Here is a 17,678-nt window from a genome sequence, read left to right on the forward strand (position 1 = left end):
TGTCAATTTTACTCTAGATTTAATTGGTATATTGACTAATTGTCTAATTGCCGTATTTATAATGTCCCACAATTTTCCAACTAAACAAACAATCTTCTAAAACTTGCCCATTTCCCACATTGTGAACAATCATTGGGCGTTTTCCATCTTTTGATTTAATGTGCGTAATAATACCAATATGGGGTAGCTTGTCTCCAATTATCCAAGTAACTAGTTCACCTGTTTTGTAATCATTGGCATTATTAGATACTTGTATTTTTTTTCCTTTTCTTTCAAAAAAGACTTCTAAATTCGGAACACGTCGATGATCAATATTGGTATCGGTTGTTTTTAATCCCCATTTTTTTAAATTCGGATATGATTCAAAATGAGCTTTCATATCTTCGTGTACTTCTTTCTGTAAATCAATGCCAAGTTTTCGATAAGCACGAATAACTACATCTGTACACACGCCTGTTTTAGCAGGTACATCTCCGTTAGGATATTTTATACAAACATAATCGGGAGTATATACCACCTCTGGATCAATTATGGAAAGTGCAGCATTGGATAATTTTTCTTGAATAGTTTTCGGATTTTTAAGTTTCTCAATACTAGGATCTTGAAAAATATTTTGAAAAGGAGTTGTGCTTTCTTTTTGATAAGAAAGTGTAAATAGAAGTTCCGTTAAGACTAGGATTAGTATTTTGTTCATGTTTAAATAACGAAATAAATTGTAGTATTAGTATGTAGTTTTGTAAATATTTTTTATTTTTGAATTATTAAACGCCAAAAAAAATAGTTATGTACACGCCAATTAATCAGTGGGCCGAAGACGATCGCCCACGTGAAAAATTACTTCTTAAAGGCAAAGTAGCCTTGTCTGATTCCGAATTACTTGCTATTCTCATTGGATCTGGTTCTCGAAATGAAAGTGCTGTTCAATTGTGTCAACGTATATTAAAATCAGTTGATAATAATCTCAACCAGTTAGGAAAATTATCTGTAACTCAATTAATGCAATTTAAGGGAATAGGGGAAGCTAAAGCGCTGTCGATTGTAGCAGCGCTTGAATTGGGAAGAAGAAGAAGGGCAGTGGAGTCAACTCAATTAAAACAAATCACATCTAGTAAAGCGGTATTTGAAATTATGCAGCCCATAATTGGTGAATTGCCTCATGAAGAATTTTGGGTGCTTTATCTTAATAATTCAAATAAAATTGTTCATAAAACACAAGTTAGTAAAGGTGGGTTAACAGGTACCGTTGTAGATACGCGGTTGGTTTTAAAAACTGCTATTGAGTACCATGCCGTTGCAGCTATTTTGTGTCATAATCATCCTTCAGGTAAACTACAAGCAAGTGAACCAGATAAACTAATTACGCAAAAGTTAAAAAGTGCAGGAGCTACAGTAGATGTTCAAATTCTTGATCATGTTATCATTACTGAGCATGGATATTTGAGTTTTCAAGACGAAGGCATTTTTTAATAGCTTAATTTTAAATTTCTTTTAAGAATTATTTTGTTTCGTTTTAGTATCTTGCAACTCCAATGAAAAATAGACTATGATTAGTACAAAAAACATCACTTTCTCCTATCAAAAAGATCAAGTGTTTCATATGCCTGATATCTTTTGTCAGGCAGGTAATACTATTTTGGTAACGGGTAATTCAGGGAAAGGGAAAACTACATATCTGCATATTTTGGCAGGTTTGTTAAAACCAAATTCCGGAGAAATTATAATTGATGGGAAAAATATTGTTGGTTTATCTGAAAGTAAAGGAGATAACTATAGAGGAAAACATATTGGAGTAGTTTTTCAAAAATCACATTTCATTGCTGCTTTAACGGTTTTAGAAAATTTAGAAATGGCAAGTTGGTTAGCAACAGGAAAAAAACATTCAAAACGGGCAAAAGATTTGTTAGCGAAATTAGATATAGTAGAACAGGCTAATAAGTTGCCCTCTCAATTAAGTATTGGACAACAACAACGTGTCTCTATTGCTCGTGCCTTAATGAATGAACCCAAAGTGTTATTAGCAGATGAGCCAACGTCTAGTTTAGATGATAGTAATGCTGAAAAAGTAATTAATTTGCTGGAATCACTTTCCAAAGAATACCATGCAGCATTAATAATAGTAACACATGATTCAAGAATTAAACAACGATTTACTAACCAAATAACAATGGTATGATTGGAAAATTAGCATGGAAAAACATTTGGTTTAAACCATTAAATACCATATTGAGTATTTTATTACTTACAGCCAGTGTAGCGATTATTACAGTTTTAATTTTAGTTGAAAAACAATTTGAAGAAAAATACCAAAGTAATTTAGACGGAGTTGATGTTGTACTGGGTGCACAAGGTAGTCCTTTGCAATTGGTTTTGTCTTCAGTATATCAAGTAGATGACCCAACTGGTAATATTAGTTATGATTCTGCTAAGGTTTGGATGCGTCATCCCTATGTGAAAAAAGCTATTCCTTTGGCGTTTGGAGACAATTATCTTGGTTACAAAATTGTTGGAACAACTACAGATTATTTAGATAAGTTCCAAGCTAAATTTGCAACTGGTAAATCGTTTGAAAAAAATTTCGAAGTAGTAGTTGGGGCAGAAGTTGCAACTAAGTTAAATTTAAAAATTGGGGATAAATTCAAAGGTACTCATGGTAGTGCTGCAGAAGGTGAAGTACATGAACATGGAGAATATGTCGTTGTAGGAATAACTAAACCAACGGGAAAAGTAATTGATAATTTAATTTTATCGAATATTCCTTCAGTATGGCAAATGCATCATCTTGAAGAAAATACTAGTGTTGAAAATCCAGCTCATGGTGAAGAAGGACATGTGCATGAAGAAGGTGATGAACACCAACATGTGCATACAGAGGCTTGTAATCATCAACATGAAGAAACTGATTTAACAATAGATGAACCAGGTATGGAAATTACCTCGGTTTTAGTTGAATTTAGAAATAAAATGGGGGTTTTTGTTTGGCCAAGATTGATTGCTCAAAATACTAAAATGCAAGCAGCTTTACCAACGTATCAAATGAATCGATTGTTTGAGTTGTTTGGCGTAGGATTAAATGCCTTAAGTTATTTAGCATTCGGAATCATGTTGATTTCTGGAATTTCAATTTTTATAGCACTATTTAACACTTTAAAAGAAAGAAAAGCTGAATTTGCTTTAATGCGCGTTAATGGAGCACACCGTTTACAGTTATTATTTGTGGTACTATCAGAAAGTATGCTTTTATGTATTGTGGGTTACTTCTTTGGCACAATTTTAGGTAGATTAGGATTGGTTTGGTTGTCAAAAGCATCAGAATCCGATTTTAAATTAGGGTTTAATCCAATGGAAATTATTTGGGAAAAAGAAGGTGTGCTTTTCGGATTGACTCTTTTAGTTGGTTTTGTGGCTGCATTGATTCCTGCCGTTAAAGCATATACATTAAATATTTCAAAAACACTATCAAATGCATAATTCATTAAAATTTGTAATGGCCTTAATTGTAGGCGTATTTTTATTCAGTTTTCAAAATAAAGCAGAAGTTAAAACTAGTACTTCAATTACTAAAACTGTGGTAGCTGCAGATACTTTAACTTGGAAATTATTAGGCGAAATCAAATACGTGAGAAAAAAGCATGCTTCTTATGGCGAAGTTGAGTTCCCATTAGTAAATACAAAGTTGAAAAAATTGCAAAGTAAGCAAGTCGTTATTAGTGGTTTTATAGTTCCTATTGACAATAAGAATTATGCCTTAAGTAAAAATGTGTTTGCCGCTTGTTTTTTTTGTGGAAAATCAGGTCCAGAAACAATCGTAGGATTGAAATTTAAAGGAGCAACACCTAAATTAAAAACAGATACCTACTTGACTGTTAAAGGAACTTTTAAATATAATGAAACCGATGTGGAAAATTGGATTTATAATATGGAACAAGTAGAAATTGTAGCGGGAAGATAGTTTTGAAAAATATTAAGCATATTTTTTTTGATTTAGATCATACGCTTTGGGATTTTGAAAAAAATTCAGCTTTAGCTTTTGAACGAATTTTTGAAGAAAATCAAATTCCAATTCCTATTGAGGATTTTATGAATGTATACAATCCGATCAATCAAGAGTATTGGAAATTATACCAAGTGAATAAAATTTCACATCAAGAATTGCGTTTTGGAAGGTTACATGATTCTTTTACACGATTAAAGTACTCGCTTTCAGAGAATGTCATTCATCAATTTTCGGATGACTTTATTCACTATTTGCCATTAAATAATCATTTAATTGAAGGTACTCTTGAAACTTTAGATTATTTGCATACTAAATATAATTTGCATATTATAACAAATGGATTTGCCCATGTACAAGAGAGTAAAATGATTAATTCTAACTTAATTGCTTATTTTCACACCATAACAAATTCCGAAATGGCTGGGAGTAAAAAGCCACATCAATCCATTTTTGAATTTGCATTGAACCAATCCAACGCAAAAAAGGAAGAAAGTATTATGATTGGAGATAGTTGGGAAGCAGATGTGCTTGGGGCATTAGATTTTGGAATGCAAGCTATTTACTTTAATCCTGAAAAAATAGAAACGGTTTCATCAGTTATAGAGATTTCAAAATTAATTGAATTAAAAAATATATTTTAAAAATGAAAAAAGTAATTACTATATTAACGCTGTTTTTTGCAGTTTTTATTTCCGCACAAACAAAACAAGCTATATTGATAAGTCATCAATATAATTTTCAAAGCGAAAAAGACTCTTATAATATAAATAATATGTTTAAAGGGATATTAATGTCTTATTTCGATGTGTATTTTGATGATGAAGAGTTGCCAATTGAAATTGCACAAAACAGTTGCAATGCTCTAAAAGCTGATTTAATTGACAATAGTAATGTTTTTGCAACTAAGTTGAAATTTGTTTTTAAAGATTGTCAAAATAAAATTTTGTTTGAAAGCATTGAAGTGAAGTCTAAAGATAAAAGTTCTCAAACAGGTTATATTGAAACTATAAAAATGTTAGCTCCGGAAGTTCAAAAATATATGGCTTCTAAAAGTTCACTTAAAAAAATACCTGAACAAAATAGTACTGAAATTAGTAAAAAAAATGAAACTACTGTAGCTTCAAATTCTATTAATGTTAAATATAAGTTTTTAGAAATACAAAACGGTTTTGCAATTTTAGACGCTACTCCAAAGGTAGTGTTGCAGATTTACAGAACATCTGTTCAAGATGTTTTTATTGCGGATAAGTTTGGTAAAAAAGGAGTGTTCTATAAAAAAGATAATAAATGGTATCTTGAATATTACGATAATGATAAATTAGTTAATGAAGAGTTTGTTTTTTAAACAAACTCTTTTTTTTAATAGTTGTATTTATCTTTCCAACGGTTTTTTAAAAACTGACGCAATTCCTTTTCACGAGCATTTTCCCCAGGTTCAAAAAATTTAGTTTCACTTATATCTTCTGGAAGAAATTCTTGATTGGCAAAATTGTTAGGGTAATCATGTGCGTATTTATACTCTTCACCATAACCCAATTCTTTCATTAATTTTGTTGGCGCGTTTCGCAAATGTAAAGGAACAGGTAAATCTCCTGTTTGTTTTACAACTTGTTGTGCTTTACCAATTGCCATATAGCTGGCATTGCTTTTAGCAGAAGTGGCTAAGTAAATGGCGCATTGGCTTAAGATTATTCTACTCTCTGGATAACCAATAGTAGTAACTGCCTGAAAGGTGTTGTTAGCCATAATCAAAGCAGTTGGATTGGCATTTCCAATATCTTCACTCGCTAATATTAACATGCGTCGGGCAATAAATTTTACGTCTTCACCACCTTCAATCATCCGAGCCAACCAATAAACCGCGCCGTTTGGATCACTACCTCGAATAGATTTTATAAAAGCGGAAACAATATCATAATGTTGTTCTCCAGTTTTGTCATATAACACCGTGTTTTTTTGAACCAATTGCATTACTTTTTCATTAGTAATAACAATATTGTCCGTTTCAGATGCATTTATAATTAATTCAAAAACATTCAACAACTTTCTTCCATCTCCACCCGACAATCGAAGTAAAGCTTCTGTTTCTTGAAGGTCGATATGTTTAGTTTTAAGAATTTCATCGGTTGCAATTGCTCTATGTAAAATAGCTTCTAAATCTTCTTTAGTAAACGCATTTAAAATATAAACCTGACATCTTGACAATAAAGCGGGTATGACTTCAAAACTCGGATTTTCAGTAGTAGCGCCAATTAAGGTAATCCAGCCTTTTTCAACTGCTGCTAATAAGGAATCTTGTTGTGATTTGCTAAAACGGTGAATTTCATCAATAAATAAAATGGGATTTTTTGTAGTGAACATTCCACCACTATTTTTTGCTTTATCTAAAACTTCACGAATGTCTTTTACTCCACTGTTAATAGCACTTAATTCATAGAAAGGACGATTACTTTCTTGAGCCATAATTTGAGCTAAAGTCGTTTTTCCAGTGCCTGGAGGTCCCCAAAGTATTAAACTAGGAATAACACCACGGGCAATTTGTTGCGTTAAAGAACCGTTTTCACCTACCAAATGGGTTTGACTGATGTATTCTTGTAAGTTTTTGGGACGAATGCGTTCTGCTAATGGGATATTCATGATTTTTGGTTTTCTATTACAAATGTATTTAATATTTTTATGTTCTAACGTAAATCTGACAAAATAGCGTAAAACTAAAGTTGGCTTTACTTTTGACATAAATTAACAATGCACACACATTCATCTATAGATAAAAATTTTTATTTTTCACCATCAGTGATAAGTATTCCATTGGCTTTAGTATTGTTCATGTGGATTGGTTTTTATGTTGATTTCAAATGGTATCCACAGTTATATGAATTCGGAATTTTACCTAAAACAATAAAAGGATTGCGAGGGATACCTTTTCATGTTTTTATTCACGGTGATTTCAAACATTTACTCAACAATACGTTTCCCGCTTTTTTCTTAATTATGGCGTTGCGTTATTTCTATCGTAAGCAATTTTGGAATGTATTGTTACTCGGGATTTTGTTTTCTGGACTAGGAACGTGGTTATTGGGTAGAAACAGTTACCATATTGGTGCAAGTGGATTGATTTATTGTTTGGTAAGTTTTATGTTTTTTAAAGGAATTATGACCAAATATTTCCGTCTGGTAGCTTTATCGCTTACCATTGTTATTTTATATGGCGGAATTTTGTGGTTTATGTTTCCAAGTGAACACGTTGCAAAAGAAGGAATTTCATGGGAAGCGCACTTTGCCGGTTTTGTAGTTGGTGTTTTGTTTAGTATTATGTTTAAAACACCACAATTTGAAAAACCAATATATTACGATTGGGAACATCCCGATTTCGACCCAAGTCAGGCGCCCTTTTTTAAACAATTTGATGCAAAAGGAAATTTCATTAATCCGCCAAAACCAGAAATTGTTGAAGAACCTAAACCCGAAGTTGAAGGATATTTCACATCATCCATTCGTGTGATTTATGAATTTTTGGGCGGGAAAAATTGATTTATAAAATAAATTCTTATATTTTTGAAATTAAAAATGAAATACGCTCTTGTTTTTTTCTTTATAGTTAATGTTTCTTGTTCAACTATTGTCGAATTAGCAAATGGGGTTAATAAAGAAAGTAAATCCAAAGAATATTATTTGAAACTTTTTGAAAGAAAAGGCATTGATGCAAACGTAATTTATTTTCCAGTAATTAATGATCAAAAAGAAAGAAATCAATTTCTATATCAAATAACAAGGCAAAAATATTACTATTTTTATGGAGTAATTAAAAATGAAAATTCAAAATATTGGTTTAAAAATATTTCAGATGCTTCACATGGTTGTCAACAGGTGCTGTTTTCACTTCAAAATGAGGCTGTTTATCCCTTAAAGTGTTATCAGAAAAATGAAATTCCGTTATTAAATTATTCATATAAGAATTCAATTGGAGAGGAGTTCGTCGTATCTAATAAAAAAACGGTCATTTTGTTATATAATCATGCTATTGGTAAAGCTATCTTTAAAGATATTAAACCTATTTTAGAATTTGTTCAAAAGAATAACGAGTACAATTGTAGAATAATAGTAGCAGATTTTTTTAATGAATAAAAGTGTTTTTATTTCTAAACAAGCAAAAGCTCAATTTCTAAAAGTATTAGAAAAAGAATTAAAAGAAAAAATTCAAGCAATTACAATTTGTTCAAATCTTACTGAAGATGAAAAACAAAATGAAATACAAGCGCTCAAATTAAATTTTAAAAAGAAAAAAAGGAATTAGGTTTTAGTTTGTTTTAATTCTGAAATATCTATGTCTTAACTTGTTGCTGAACATTAAACTACAACCTTTGTCTTACCGCTTCATATAAAAAAGCCCCGCAAGCCACTGAAACATTTAATGATTCTATGGTTCCATACATAGGTAGTTTGGCTTTTTCGTCAACAATCTTTAATACAGACGGATTCACACCTCGTTCTTCATTTCCCATAATAATGGCAACCGGTGCAGAAAAGTCAATGTCATAAATGTTGTTGTCTGTTTTTTCAGTAGCAGCAACCGTTTTAATTCCACTGCCTTGTAAATGAAAAATAGCGTCTTTAATATGATCTACTTTACAAATAGGAACATTAAACACGGCTCCAGCCGAAGTTTTTACCGTATCGCCATTTACTGGCGCACTTCCTTGTTTTTGAATGATGATGCCATCAACCCCCGTACATTCTGCTGTTCTAATTATCGCACCAAAATTACGAGCATCCGACAATTGATCTAAAATTAAAAACAACGGATTTTCTTTTTTAGCCAAAGTCGATTCAATCAATTCTTCTAAGTCAATGAAACCAATCGGTGAGATAGTAGCCACTGCTCCTTGGTGATTCATAGAAGTCATTCGGTTTAATTTTTCAACCGGAACATAACTGTAATTAATGTTTTTAGCTTTAATCACTTTGTTTAATTCACGCATCAATTCGCCTTGTGCTTCTTTGTGAATAAATACTTTGTCAATAACTGTTCCTGATTGAATAGCTTCAATTATGGCTCTAATTCCGAATATTTGATTGTCGTTCTTCATGCTGCAAAGATAAAGTAAAGTTTAATGTTTGAAGTTGAAAGTGTAAAGTTTTTTAATCTAGGTTTAAAAAGTGGTTTTAAAACTTACCTGTACAATAGAATTAGATAGTTTAATGGCTTGGCCACTTGAGGATCCATTAGCATATACCAAATTAAATATTCCGCCTTTGTTTAATAAACCTATTCCAAATCCTAAACCATATAAATTAGAAGAAGTTGTATTAGCTTTGTCTTGGAAATAACCAAAATCGGTAATGGTGTGTAAATATAAATTGGAGGCTACCACATATCGGTATTCGGCAAACAAACCGCCAAAAATATTACCTTGTAAACTGTTTTCGTTAAATCCTCTAATAGATTGTATTCCTCCAAAGCGATACAATTCGTTGGTGTAATAATCCGGACTTTGTAAATAATACACATCCGATTTTAAATGAATGTAGTTTTTAGGGTTCAAGGGTAAAAGTTGTAAAGCTTGAATTTGTCCAAAAAACTGATTCGCTTTTTCACCTCCAGTCGTTCGGTTACCTAATCCAAATTTAGTTGCTATGTAAAACTGTTCCGGAAACAAGTCGTTTTCATAATTGGTTCTTCGGTGTTCAAAAGTTGTGGTATAAAACGTCGATTTTAAATCTTTTATTAAGGCAGCAGAAATTTTTTGAATGGCTTCTGAAGTATTGTCTTTAATTCCTAAAAAGATTTTTGTGTTGTATCGAATCATATATCCTAAGTCAAAATCGAAACTGCTGTTTTGAAAAATGGTGTCTTGTTTAAAGATTTTTAAATTACCTTTCAAAGCTAAAGGTGATTTAAAAACATAAGCCAAATCTAAATTGACATTAAAGGTGCTTTGTTTGTTGCCGTCGTTTTTCCAATATAAATTAAAGCGTTCGCCCGAATTTAAATTGTTAAACAAATTCAAGTCTAAATAGCCGTTGAATTGGAGTTTCTGTTTTTCTTCATTAGTTCCAAAACCGATAAATCCATCAAAACTGTTGTTTTTTCTTTTTTCTAGGTACACATATATCTGTGTGGAATCTTTAGTTAATAATACTTCCGGATATTTCGTTTGATTCACAAATGGCAAAGTATTGAAATCGCGATTGATGTTTTTGACCAATTCCTGATTAAAAGGTTTTTGTTTGTATTTACGTTCGTATACTTTTTTTACCCCTTTCGGGAAATTATCATAACCTTTAAAAACAAGCGAATTGATTTTTCGAACACTGTTTAAATCAACAATTAAAAAAGCCTGAAGTTGTTGGTTTACTTGAGTAAAGTTTTCTAAATGCAATTTAGCTAAGGCGTAACCTTTTCGTTCCAAAATAGCCAATTGTGTGTTTAAAAACGATTCGGTTTCTGAAATAAGAACTGTTTTATTTTCACTTATTCCTAGAATAGATTTTATATCTTCAGAAAGTAAATCGGTTTTGATCATTAGATTTTGAGTTTTCGTTCCAAGGGTATAGTAAAACACAAATGTTGAATCGTTTGTTTTTTCGTTTTTTACTAATTGCGAGGCTAAAAATCCAGCTTGAGTTATTTTGTTTCCTAAAGATTTATTTTCGTCTATAATGGATTGAACATTGCTGTGCTTTTTAGTATAGCCAATGCTGTCTAAAACTTTTGTTTCAGTTAAGGAAGAACCTTCTACTTTTAGATAAAAGTTTTGACTCCAACTAATTGAAGTAATAAAAAGAAAAATAAACCCTTTCCAATTCATGCAGTAAATATAACGTATTTTGTGGTTTTTAATTGCGTAATGTTGTTATATATAGTTTCTAAGGGGAGTTGAGTTAATTTAAAGTTAGGCTAAAAGAGTTAAAAATTAACAAATTAACTACCTCAAAATAAAATAATTAAATTTCATTTGGATTGTAAAAAATAATTTCTAATTTTGCATCCCCTAAAATAGGGTAATTAAAACAAGTATTAATTTATTAGTAATTATGCCAACAATTCAACAATTAGTAAGAACTGGAAGAGCCAAAATAACTAAGAAGAGCAAATCGGCTGCTTTAGATTCTTGTCCTCAAAGAAGAGGGGTTTGTACGCGTGTTTACACTACTACGCCAAAAAAACCAAACTCTGCAATGCGTAAAGTTGCAAGGGTACGTTTAACAAATGGTAATGAGGTGAATGCTTACATCCCGGGTGAAGGACACAATTTACAAGAGCACTCGATAGTATTAGTTAGAGGTGGAAGGGTAAAAGATTTACCAGGAGTTAGATACCACATCGTTCGTGGTGCGTTAGACACAGCAGGAGTTAAAGACCGTACACAAAGAAGATCTAAGTATGGTGCAAAACGTCCTAAAGTTGCTGCAAAATAATTAATGTTTAACGTAAACTAAAAAAGAAAAGAAATGAGAAAAAGACAGGCCAAAAAAAGACCTCTTTTACCAGATCCAAAATTTAATGATCAATTAGTTACACGTTTCGTTAATAACTTAATGTGGGATGGTAAAAAATCAGTTGCTTTCAAAGTATTCTACGATGCATTAGATATCGTTGAGTCTAAAAAGCAAGATGCTGAGAAATCAGCTTTAGAAATTTGGAAAGATGCATTAACTAACGTTATGCCTCACGTAGAAGTACGTTCTCGCCGTGTAGGTGGAGCTACATTCCAAATTCCAATGCAAATTCGTCCAGATAGAAAAATTTCTATGGCAATGAAATGGATGATTCTTTATGCAAGAAAAAGAAATGAGAAATCTACAGCTGGTAAATTAGCTTCAGAAATTTTAGCTGCTGCTAAAGAAGAAGGTGCTGCTGTGAAGAAAAGAATGGATACTCACAAAATGGCAGAGGCTAACAAAGCATTCTCTCACTTTAGATTTTAATTCATAAAGAAATGGCTAGAGATTTAAAATTTACAAGAAATATTGGTATTGCCGCTCACATTGATGCTGGTAAGACTACGACTACTGAGCGTATTTTATACTACACTGGTAAGTCACACAAAATCGGTGAAGTTCACGACGGTGCTGCAACAATGGACTGGATGGCGCAAGAGCAAGAAAGAGGTATTACAATTACTTCTGCTGCTACAACTTGTACTTGGAACTTCCCAACTGAGCAAGGTAAAAATTTACCTGAAACTCAAGGATACCACTTTAACATTATCGATACTCCAGGACACGTTGACTTTACTGTAGAGGTAAACCGTTCATTACGTGTATTAGACGGATTAGTGTTCTTATTCTCTGCAGTAGACGGAGTTGAGCCACAGTCTGAAACGAACTGGAGATTGGCTGACCAATACAGAGTTCCTCGTATGGGATTTGTTAACAAGATGGACCGTCAAGGATCTAACTTCTTAGCAGTTTGTCAGCAAGTTAAAGACATGTTGAAATCTAATGCGGTGCCAATTGTATTACCAATTGGTGAGGAAATGGATTTCAAAGGTGTGGTTGACTTAATCAAAAATCAAGCTATTGTATGGCATGATGAAACGCAAGGAGCTACTTTTGACATCGTTGAGATTCCAGCTGATATGTTAGATGAAGTAAAACAATACCGTTCTCAATTAATCGAGGAAATTGCATCTTATGATGAAAATTTACTTGAGAAATATATGGAGGATGAGAATTCAATTACTGAAGACGAAATCAATACAGCTTTACGTGCTGCTACAATTGATATGGCTATCATTCCAATGTTATGTGGATCTTCATTCAAAAACAAAGGAGTTCAGTTCATGTTAGATGCAGTTTGTAAATATTTACCATCTCCTTTAGATAAAGAAGGTATCGAAGGTATTCACCCTGATGATGCAGATTTATTAGAAGAAGATCAAAAGAAAATTTTACGTAAACCAGATGTAAAAGAGCCGTTTGCTGCTTTAGCATTTAAAATTGCTACTGACCCTTATGTTGGTCGTTTAGCTTTCTTCCGTGCTTATTCTGGTCGTTTAGATGCAGGTTCTTACATCTTAAATACTCGTTCTGGAAACAAAGAGCGTATTTCTCGTATCTACCAAATGCACGCGAATAAACAAAATCCTATCGAATATATTGAGGCAGGAGATATTGGTGCAGCAGTTGGATTTAAAGATATTAAAACTGGGGATACTATGTGTGATGAAAAACACCCAATTATCCTTGAGTCAATGAAATTCCCTGATCCAGTAATTGGTATAGCTATTGAGCCAAAAACTAAAGCGGACGTAGATAAAATGGGTATGGCTTTAGCAAAATTAGCTGAAGAAGATCCAACGTTTACTGTAAGAACAGATGAGGCTTCAGGTCAAACAATCATCTCGGGTATGGGTGAGTTACACTTAGATATCTTGGTAGATCGTATGAAACGTGAATTCAAAGTTGAGGTTAACCAAGGGGAGCCACAAGTTGAGTACAAAGAAGCTTTCACAAGAACTGCAGAACACAGAGAAGTATATAAGAAACAATCTGGAGGTCGTGGTAAATTTGGGGATATCGTATTCCGTTTAGAGCCAGCAGATGAAGGATTTGTAGGGTTACAATTTGCTAACGAAGTAAAAGGTGGTAACGTACCAAGAGAATACATTCCTGCTGTTGAAAAAGGATTCAAAGAAGCAATGAAATCTGGTCCTTTAGCTGGTTATGCAGTTGATAGTTTAAAAGTTACTTTATTAGATGGTTCTTACCACCCAGTTGACTCGGATGCATTATCTTTCGAATTAGCTGCTAAATTAGGTTACAAAGAAGTAGCTAAAGCTGCTGGAGCTGTAATCTTAGAACCTATCATGAAATTAGAAGTGATCACTCCAGAAGAAAATATGGGTGATATCGTAGGTGACTTAAATAGAAGAAGAGGACAAGTGAATGATATGGGTGACCGTTCAGGATCTAAAGTGATCAAAGCTCACGTACCTTTATCAGAAATGTTTGGTTATGTAACTACATTAAGAACATTGTCTTCAGGTCGTGCAACTTCAACAATGGAGTTCTCTCACTATGAGCAAACACCTTCTAACATTTCAGAAGAGGTAATTAAAAAAGCAAAAGGTAACGCTTAATTTTTAACAAGATGAGTCAAAAAATTAGAATAAAATTAAAGTCATACGATCATAACTTAGTTGATAAATCAGCTGAGAAAATCGTTAAAACTGTAAAAAGTACAGGTGCAGTTGTAACTGGTCCTATTCCGTTACCTACGCACAAAAGAATTTTCACAGTATTACGTTCTCCACACGTAAACAAAAAATCAAGAGAGCAATTCGAATTAAGTTCTTACAAGAGATTATTAGATATCTATTCTTCTTCTTCTAAAACTATCGATGCTTTAATGAAATTAGAATTACCTAGTGGGGTTGAAGTAGAAATCAAAGTTTAAGTTTCTAGCTTTATATAAAATTAAAACCGAGCGCAAATGCTCGGTTTTTTTATTGTCATTTGCGAATAAATAATTGTTTTTAAAAAAGTTAGCAAATTTGTTTTGTTAATAACTTTTTAATTTCTATATTTGCACGCTCGAAAAAATGGCTACTTATGCCATTGAGTATCAATGTTTAATTAATTAATAAGTTTTTATGTCTGGGTTAATCGGAAGAAAAATCGGTATGACTAGTATCTTTGACGAAAATGGAAAGAATATTCCATGTACTGTTATTGAGGCTGGACCATGCGTTGTTACCCAAGTCAGAACCAATGAGGTTGACGGGTATGAAGCTCTGCAACTTGGTTTCGATGACAAAACTGAAAAGCACACAGTTAAAGCTGAAGCAGGTCACTTTGCTAAAGCAGGAACGGTTGCTAAGAAGAAAGTTGTTGAATTCCAAGGATTTGAAACAGAGTACAAATTAGGTGATGTAATCAATGTTGATTTATTCGCTGAAGGAGAATTTGTGGATGTGTTAGGTGTATCTAAAGGTAAAGGATTCCAAGGGGTTGTTAAACGTCATGGGTTCGGAGGAGTTGGACAAGCAACTCACGGACAACATAACCGTTTAAGAGCGCCAGGATCTGTAGGTGCGTCATCTTATCCATCAAGAGTGTTCAAAGGTATGAGAATGGCCGGTAGAACAGGAGGAGAAAATGTAACAGTTCAAAACCTTAGAGTTTTAAAAGTGGTTGCTGATAAAAATCTTTTAGTTGTTAAAGGATGTGTTCCAGGTCACAAAAACTCTTATGTAATCATTCAGAAGTAATGGAAGTAAAAGTTTTAGATATCAACGGAAAAGATACAGGTCGTAAAGTTCAACTTTCTGACTCTGTTTTCGCTATTGAGCCTAACAACCATGCAATCTATTTAGATGTTAAGCAATACTTGGCTAACCAAAGACAAGGAACGCACAAAGCTAAAGAGAGAAATGAAGTAGCAGGAAGTACTAGAAAAATTAAAAAACAAAAAGGTACTGGAACGGCTCGTGCAGGAAGTGTTAAATCACCTGTATTTGTAGGTGGGGGAAGAATTTTTGGTCCAAGACCAAGAAATTATTCATTCAAATTAAATAAGAATTTAAAAAGATTAGCTCGTAAATCTGCTTTATCACTAAAAGCGAAAGAGAATAATCTAGTAGTAGTAGAAGATTTTACTTTTGATGCTCCAAACACTAAAAATTTCATTAACGTATTGAAAGCTTTAGGTTTAGACAACAAAAAATCTTTATTCGTGTTGGGTGCTGCAAATAATAATGTATATTTGTCGTCACGTAATTTAAAATCATCATCTGTTGTAACTAATTCAGAATTAAGTACTTATACTATTTTGAATAATAATAGCTTAGTGTTATTAGAAGGTGCAGTAGAAGGAATTGAAGCTAATTTAAGTAAATAATTTAGATTATGAGCGTTATTATCAAACCTATCATAACTGAGAAAATCACTAAAGATGGTGAAATTTTTAACCGTTTCGGTTTTGTAGTGGCTAAAAAGGCAAACAAAGTTGAAATTAAGAAAGCAATTGAAGCTTCTTATGGTGTAACTGTTGTTGCTGTAAATACTATGAACTACAGAGCAGATAGAACTGTTAAATATACTAAAAGTGGTTTAATCAGTGGAAAAACAAATGCTTACAAAAAAGCAATTGTTGAAGTTAAAGAAGGTGAAACAATAGATTTTTATACTAATATCTAATAGAAAATGTCAGTTAGAAAATTAAAACCTATTACCCCAGGGCAGCGTTTTAGAGTTGTAAATAGCTTTGACACTATTACAACTGATAAGCCGGAGCGTTCATTAATTGCTCCGAAAAAATCTTCTGGAGGTAGAAATAGTCAAGGAAAGATGACCATGCGTTATACAGGTGGTGGTCACAAACAAAAATATCGTATTATTGATTTTAAAAGAAACAAAGTTGGAGTTCCAGCTGTTGTTAAAACGATTGAATACGATCCAAATCGTTCAGCTTTTATTTCATTATTAGCTTATGCAGATGGTGCTAAGACATACATCATTGCGCAAAACGGTTTAAAAGTAGGACAAACTGTGGTTTCAGGTGAAAATGCAGCTCCAGAAATTGGAAATGCAATGCCTTTAAGCAAAATTCCTCTAGGAACAGTTATTTCATGTATTGAGTTAAGACCTGGACAAGGTGCTATTATTGCTCGTTCAGCAGGTACATTTGCTCAGTTAATGGCAAGAGATGGTAAATATGCTACTATCAAAATGCCTTCAGGAGAAACTAGATTGATTTTATTAACTTGTATGGCTACAATCGGAGCTGTGTCTAACTCAGACCACCAATTAGTAGTTTCAGGTAAAGCAGGTAGATCTAGATGGTTAGGTAGAAGACCGAGAACAAGACCAGTAGCGATGAACCCAGTTGATCACCCAATGGGAGGTGGTGAAGGACGTTCTTCAGGAGGTCACCCACGTTCAAGAAAAGGTTTACCAGCTAAGGGTTATAGAACTCGTGCAAAAGCTAATCCGAGCAACAAGTATATTGTAGAACGTAGAAAGAAATAATTTAAGTAAAACATGGCACGTTCATTAAAGAAAGGTCCTTTCGTTCACTATAAATTAGAGAAAAAGGTACAGGAAAATATCGCAGGTGGAAACAAAAATGTGGTTAAGACTTGGTCAAGAGCATCAATGATTATTCCAGATTTTGTAGGTCAAACAATCGCTGTTCACAATGGTCGCCAGTTTGTTCCAGTATACATTACTGAAAACATGGTAGGTCATAAGTTAGGAGAATTTTCGCCAACTAGATCTTTTAGAGGTCACGCTGGTGCAAAAAATAAAGGTAAAAAATAATAAGAAGTCATGGGAGTTCGTAAAAGAGAAGCAGCAGAGCAAAGAAAAGAAGCTAATAAGCAAATCGCTTTTGCTAAGTTAAATAACTGCCCTTCTTCACCAAGAAAAATGCGCTTAGTTGCAGACTTAGTAAGAGGTCAGAAAGTAGAAAATGCTCTTAATATATTAAGATTCAGTCAAAAAGAAGCTTCTAGAAAATTAGAGAAATTAGTGTTATCAGCTATCGCTAACTGGCAAGCTAAAAATGCTGATGCTAATTTAGAAGAGGCAGGCTTAATTGTAAAAGAGATCAGAGTAGACGGAGGTATGATGTTAAAAAGATTACGTCCAGCTCCTCAAGGTCGTGCACACAGAATTAGAAAACGCTCAAACCACGTAACTGTAGTTTTAGGAGCAAATAATAACACACAAAGCTAAT

Annotated in this window: 23 protein-coding genes; 19 read left to right on the top strand and 4 right to left on the bottom strand. The window is 33.0% G+C overall.

Going from position 1 to position 17,678, the window contains the following annotated elements; all coding sequences use genetic code 11:
* Positions 1-43 precede the first annotated feature (43 nt).
* The gene (locus KQS_RS02710; protein WP_014387680.1) at positions 44-694 is read right to left on the bottom strand and encodes a DUF1287 domain-containing protein; all 651 of its coding nucleotides are present in this window, start codon (positions 692-694) and stop codon (positions 44-46) included.
* Between the two features lie 89 nt (positions 695-783).
* Here KQS_RS02710 and radC point away from each other — a divergent pair, with 89 nt between their 5' ends.
* From radC to KQS_RS02740, 6 genes are all read left to right on the top strand, one after another.
* Positions 784-1,467: a RadC family protein gene (gene radC / locus KQS_RS02715; protein WP_014387681.1), complete on the top strand. Its 684-nt coding sequence runs from the start codon at positions 784-786 to the stop codon at positions 1,465-1,467.
* 76 nt (positions 1,468-1,543) lie between these two features.
* Positions 1,544-2,173, top strand: coding sequence for an ABC transporter ATP-binding protein (locus KQS_RS02720; protein WP_014387682.1), 630 nt, complete (start codon positions 1,544-1,546; stop codon positions 2,171-2,173).
* Positions 2,170-3,468 (top strand): ABC transporter permease, encoded by a 1,299-nt coding sequence (locus KQS_RS02725; RefSeq protein WP_014387683.1) that lies wholly within the window; start codon positions 2,170-2,172, stop codon positions 3,466-3,468. Before KQS_RS02720 ends, KQS_RS02725 begins: the two co-directional genes overlap by 4 nt.
* Entirely contained in the window at positions 3,461-3,949 is a 489-nt protein-coding gene (locus KQS_RS02730; protein WP_014387684.1) for a hypothetical protein, read from the top strand. Before KQS_RS02725 ends, KQS_RS02730 begins: the two co-directional genes overlap by 8 nt.
* A gap of 2 nt (positions 3,950-3,951) precedes the next feature.
* Positions 3,952-4,635 carry a YjjG family noncanonical pyrimidine nucleotidase gene (locus KQS_RS02735; protein ID WP_014387685.1) on the top strand — a complete coding sequence of 228 codons (684 nt, stop codon included), beginning with the start codon at positions 3,952-3,954 and terminating at the stop codon, positions 4,633-4,635.
* Positions 4,636-4,637: 2 nt separating this feature from the next.
* Positions 4,638-5,339, top strand: coding sequence for a hypothetical protein (locus tag KQS_RS02740; RefSeq protein ID WP_014387686.1), 702 nt, complete (start codon positions 4,638-4,640; stop codon positions 5,337-5,339).
* Positions 5,340-5,353: 14 nt separating this feature from the next.
* Here the strand turns inward: KQS_RS02740 and KQS_RS02745 are convergent, their stop codons facing one another.
* Positions 5,354-6,631: a replication-associated recombination protein A gene (locus KQS_RS02745; protein WP_014387687.1), complete on the bottom strand. Its 1,278-nt coding sequence runs from the start codon at positions 6,629-6,631 to the stop codon at positions 5,354-5,356.
* A gap of 108 nt (positions 6,632-6,739) precedes the next feature.
* Between KQS_RS02745 and KQS_RS02750 the strand changes: the two genes are divergently transcribed.
* From KQS_RS02750 to KQS_RS14305, 3 genes are read left to right on the top strand one after another with little or no spacing between them, the layout of a single operon-like run.
* A complete protein-coding gene (locus tag KQS_RS02750) occupies positions 6,740-7,525 on the top strand; it encodes a rhomboid family intramembrane serine protease (protein ID WP_014387688.1) in 786 nt (261 codons plus the stop codon).
* Positions 7,526-7,561: 36 nt separating this feature from the next.
* Positions 7,562-8,119, top strand: coding sequence for a hypothetical protein (locus KQS_RS02755; protein WP_014387689.1), 558 nt, complete (start codon positions 7,562-7,564; stop codon positions 8,117-8,119).
* Positions 8,112-8,288, top strand: coding sequence for a hypothetical protein (locus tag KQS_RS14305; protein ID WP_014387690.1), 177 nt, complete (start codon positions 8,112-8,114; stop codon positions 8,286-8,288). The genes KQS_RS02755 and KQS_RS14305 overlap by 8 nt, the downstream gene beginning before the upstream one ends.
* A 58-nt stretch (positions 8,289-8,346) precedes the next feature.
* Here KQS_RS14305 and rlmB read toward each other — a convergent pair whose 3' ends face one another.
* On the bottom strand, positions 8,347-9,081 hold the full coding sequence (rlmB, locus tag KQS_RS02760; RefSeq protein ID WP_014387691.1) for a 23S rRNA (guanosine(2251)-2'-O)-methyltransferase RlmB: 735 nt from the start codon (positions 9,079-9,081) through the stop codon (positions 8,347-8,349).
* A gap of 63 nt (positions 9,082-9,144) precedes the next feature.
* Entirely contained in the window at positions 9,145-10,803 is a 1,659-nt protein-coding gene (locus KQS_RS02765) for a BamA/TamA family outer membrane protein (RefSeq protein WP_014387692.1), read from the bottom strand.
* 226 nt (positions 10,804-11,029) lie between these two features.
* On the opposite strand from KQS_RS02765, the gene rpsL reads away from it, so the two are divergent.
* The 10 genes from rpsL to rplV all read left to right on the top strand — a co-directional run bounded on the left by rpsL (position 11,030) and on the right by rplV (position 17,677).
* Entirely contained in the window at positions 11,030-11,413 is a 384-nt protein-coding gene (rpsL, locus tag KQS_RS02770) for a 30S ribosomal protein S12 (RefSeq protein ID WP_014387693.1), read from the top strand.
* Between the two features lie 33 nt (positions 11,414-11,446).
* Positions 11,447-11,923, top strand: coding sequence for a 30S ribosomal protein S7 (gene rpsG, locus KQS_RS02775; protein ID WP_014387694.1), 477 nt, complete (start codon positions 11,447-11,449; stop codon positions 11,921-11,923).
* Between the two features lie 11 nt (positions 11,924-11,934).
* The gene (fusA, locus tag KQS_RS02780) at positions 11,935-14,079 is read left to right on the top strand and encodes an elongation factor G (RefSeq protein ID WP_014387695.1); all 2,145 of its coding nucleotides are present in this window, start codon (positions 11,935-11,937) and stop codon (positions 14,077-14,079) included.
* An 11-nt stretch (positions 14,080-14,090) separates the two neighbouring features.
* Positions 14,091-14,396 (top strand): 30S ribosomal protein S10, encoded by a 306-nt coding sequence (rpsJ, locus tag KQS_RS02785; protein ID WP_014387696.1) that lies wholly within the window; start codon positions 14,091-14,093, stop codon positions 14,394-14,396.
* A gap of 196 nt (positions 14,397-14,592) precedes the next feature.
* Entirely contained in the window at positions 14,593-15,210 is a 618-nt protein-coding gene (gene rplC / locus KQS_RS02790; RefSeq protein WP_014387697.1) for a 50S ribosomal protein L3, read from the top strand.
* Positions 15,210-15,839: a 50S ribosomal protein L4 gene (gene rplD, locus KQS_RS02795; protein WP_014387698.1), complete on the top strand. Its 630-nt coding sequence runs from the start codon at positions 15,210-15,212 to the stop codon at positions 15,837-15,839. Before rplC ends, rplD begins: the two co-directional genes overlap by 1 nt.
* A gap of 8 nt (positions 15,840-15,847) precedes the next feature.
* The gene (gene rplW / locus KQS_RS02800) at positions 15,848-16,138 is read left to right on the top strand and encodes a 50S ribosomal protein L23 (RefSeq protein ID WP_014387699.1); all 291 of its coding nucleotides are present in this window, start codon (positions 15,848-15,850) and stop codon (positions 16,136-16,138) included.
* 6 nt (positions 16,139-16,144) lie between these two features.
* The gene (gene rplB, locus KQS_RS02805; RefSeq protein WP_014387700.1) at positions 16,145-16,969 is read left to right on the top strand and encodes a 50S ribosomal protein L2; all 825 of its coding nucleotides are present in this window, start codon (positions 16,145-16,147) and stop codon (positions 16,967-16,969) included.
* Between the two features lie 12 nt (positions 16,970-16,981).
* Positions 16,982-17,260 (top strand): 30S ribosomal protein S19, encoded by a 279-nt coding sequence (rpsS, locus tag KQS_RS02810; RefSeq protein WP_014387701.1) that lies wholly within the window; start codon positions 16,982-16,984, stop codon positions 17,258-17,260.
* 9 nt (positions 17,261-17,269) lie between these two features.
* Complete coding sequence (gene rplV / locus KQS_RS02815) at positions 17,270-17,677, top strand: 50S ribosomal protein L22 (RefSeq protein ID WP_014387702.1); 408 nt, start codon at positions 17,270-17,272, stop codon at positions 17,675-17,677.
* Position 17,678: the final 1 nt, after the last annotated feature.

The sequence above is a fragment of the Flavobacterium indicum GPTSA100-9 = DSM 17447 genome, assembly GCF_000455605.1.
In the GTDB taxonomy this organism is placed as follows: domain Bacteria; phylum Bacteroidota; class Bacteroidia; order Flavobacteriales; family Flavobacteriaceae; genus Flavobacterium; species Flavobacterium indicum.

Coding starts and splice junctions, on each gene's coding strand:
- KQS_RS02745 (WP_014387687.1), bottom strand. CDS start 6,631: ATGAATATCCCATTAGCAGAACGCATTCGTCCCAAAAACTTACAAGAA.
- KQS_RS02750 (WP_014387688.1), top strand. CDS start 6,740: ATGCACACACATTCATCTATAGATAAAAATTTTTATTTTTCACCATCA.
- KQS_RS02720 (WP_014387682.1), top strand. CDS start 1,544: ATGATTAGTACAAAAAACATCACTTTCTCCTATCAAAAAGATCAAGTG.
- rplB (WP_014387700.1), top strand. CDS start 16,145: ATGTCAGTTAGAAAATTAAAACCTATTACCCCAGGGCAGCGTTTTAGA.
- rpsL (WP_014387693.1), top strand. CDS start 11,030: ATGCCAACAATTCAACAATTAGTAAGAACTGGAAGAGCCAAAATAACT.
- rplD (WP_014387698.1), top strand. CDS start 15,210: ATGGAAGTAAAAGTTTTAGATATCAACGGAAAAGATACAGGTCGTAAA.
- rlmB (WP_014387691.1), bottom strand. CDS start 9,081: ATGAAGAACGACAATCAAATATTCGGAATTAGAGCCATAATTGAAGCT.
- KQS_RS02755 (WP_014387689.1), top strand. CDS start 7,562: ATGAAATACGCTCTTGTTTTTTTCTTTATAGTTAATGTTTCTTGTTCA.
- rpsS (WP_014387701.1), top strand. CDS start 16,982: ATGGCACGTTCATTAAAGAAAGGTCCTTTCGTTCACTATAAATTAGAG.
- KQS_RS02740 (WP_014387686.1), top strand. CDS start 4,638: ATGAAAAAAGTAATTACTATATTAACGCTGTTTTTTGCAGTTTTTATT.
- rplC (WP_014387697.1), top strand. CDS start 14,593: ATGTCTGGGTTAATCGGAAGAAAAATCGGTATGACTAGTATCTTTGAC.
- radC (WP_014387681.1), top strand. CDS start 784: ATGTACACGCCAATTAATCAGTGGGCCGAAGACGATCGCCCACGTGAA.
- rpsG (WP_014387694.1), top strand. CDS start 11,447: ATGAGAAAAAGACAGGCCAAAAAAAGACCTCTTTTACCAGATCCAAAA.
- rpsJ (WP_014387696.1), top strand. CDS start 14,091: ATGAGTCAAAAAATTAGAATAAAATTAAAGTCATACGATCATAACTTA.
- rplW (WP_014387699.1), top strand. CDS start 15,848: ATGAGCGTTATTATCAAACCTATCATAACTGAGAAAATCACTAAAGAT.
- KQS_RS14305 (WP_014387690.1), top strand. CDS start 8,112: ATGAATAAAAGTGTTTTTATTTCTAAACAAGCAAAAGCTCAATTTCTA.
- KQS_RS02725 (WP_014387683.1), top strand. CDS start 2,170: ATGATTGGAAAATTAGCATGGAAAAACATTTGGTTTAAACCATTAAAT.
- rplV (WP_014387702.1), top strand. CDS start 17,270: ATGGGAGTTCGTAAAAGAGAAGCAGCAGAGCAAAGAAAAGAAGCTAAT.
- KQS_RS02710 (WP_014387680.1), bottom strand. CDS start 694: ATGAACAAAATACTAATCCTAGTCTTAACGGAACTTCTATTTACACTT.
- KQS_RS02730 (WP_014387684.1), top strand. CDS start 3,461: ATGCATAATTCATTAAAATTTGTAATGGCCTTAATTGTAGGCGTATTT.
- fusA (WP_014387695.1), top strand. CDS start 11,935: ATGGCTAGAGATTTAAAATTTACAAGAAATATTGGTATTGCCGCTCAC.
- KQS_RS02765 (WP_014387692.1), bottom strand. CDS start 10,803: ATGAATTGGAAAGGGTTTATTTTTCTTTTTATTACTTCAATTAGTTGG.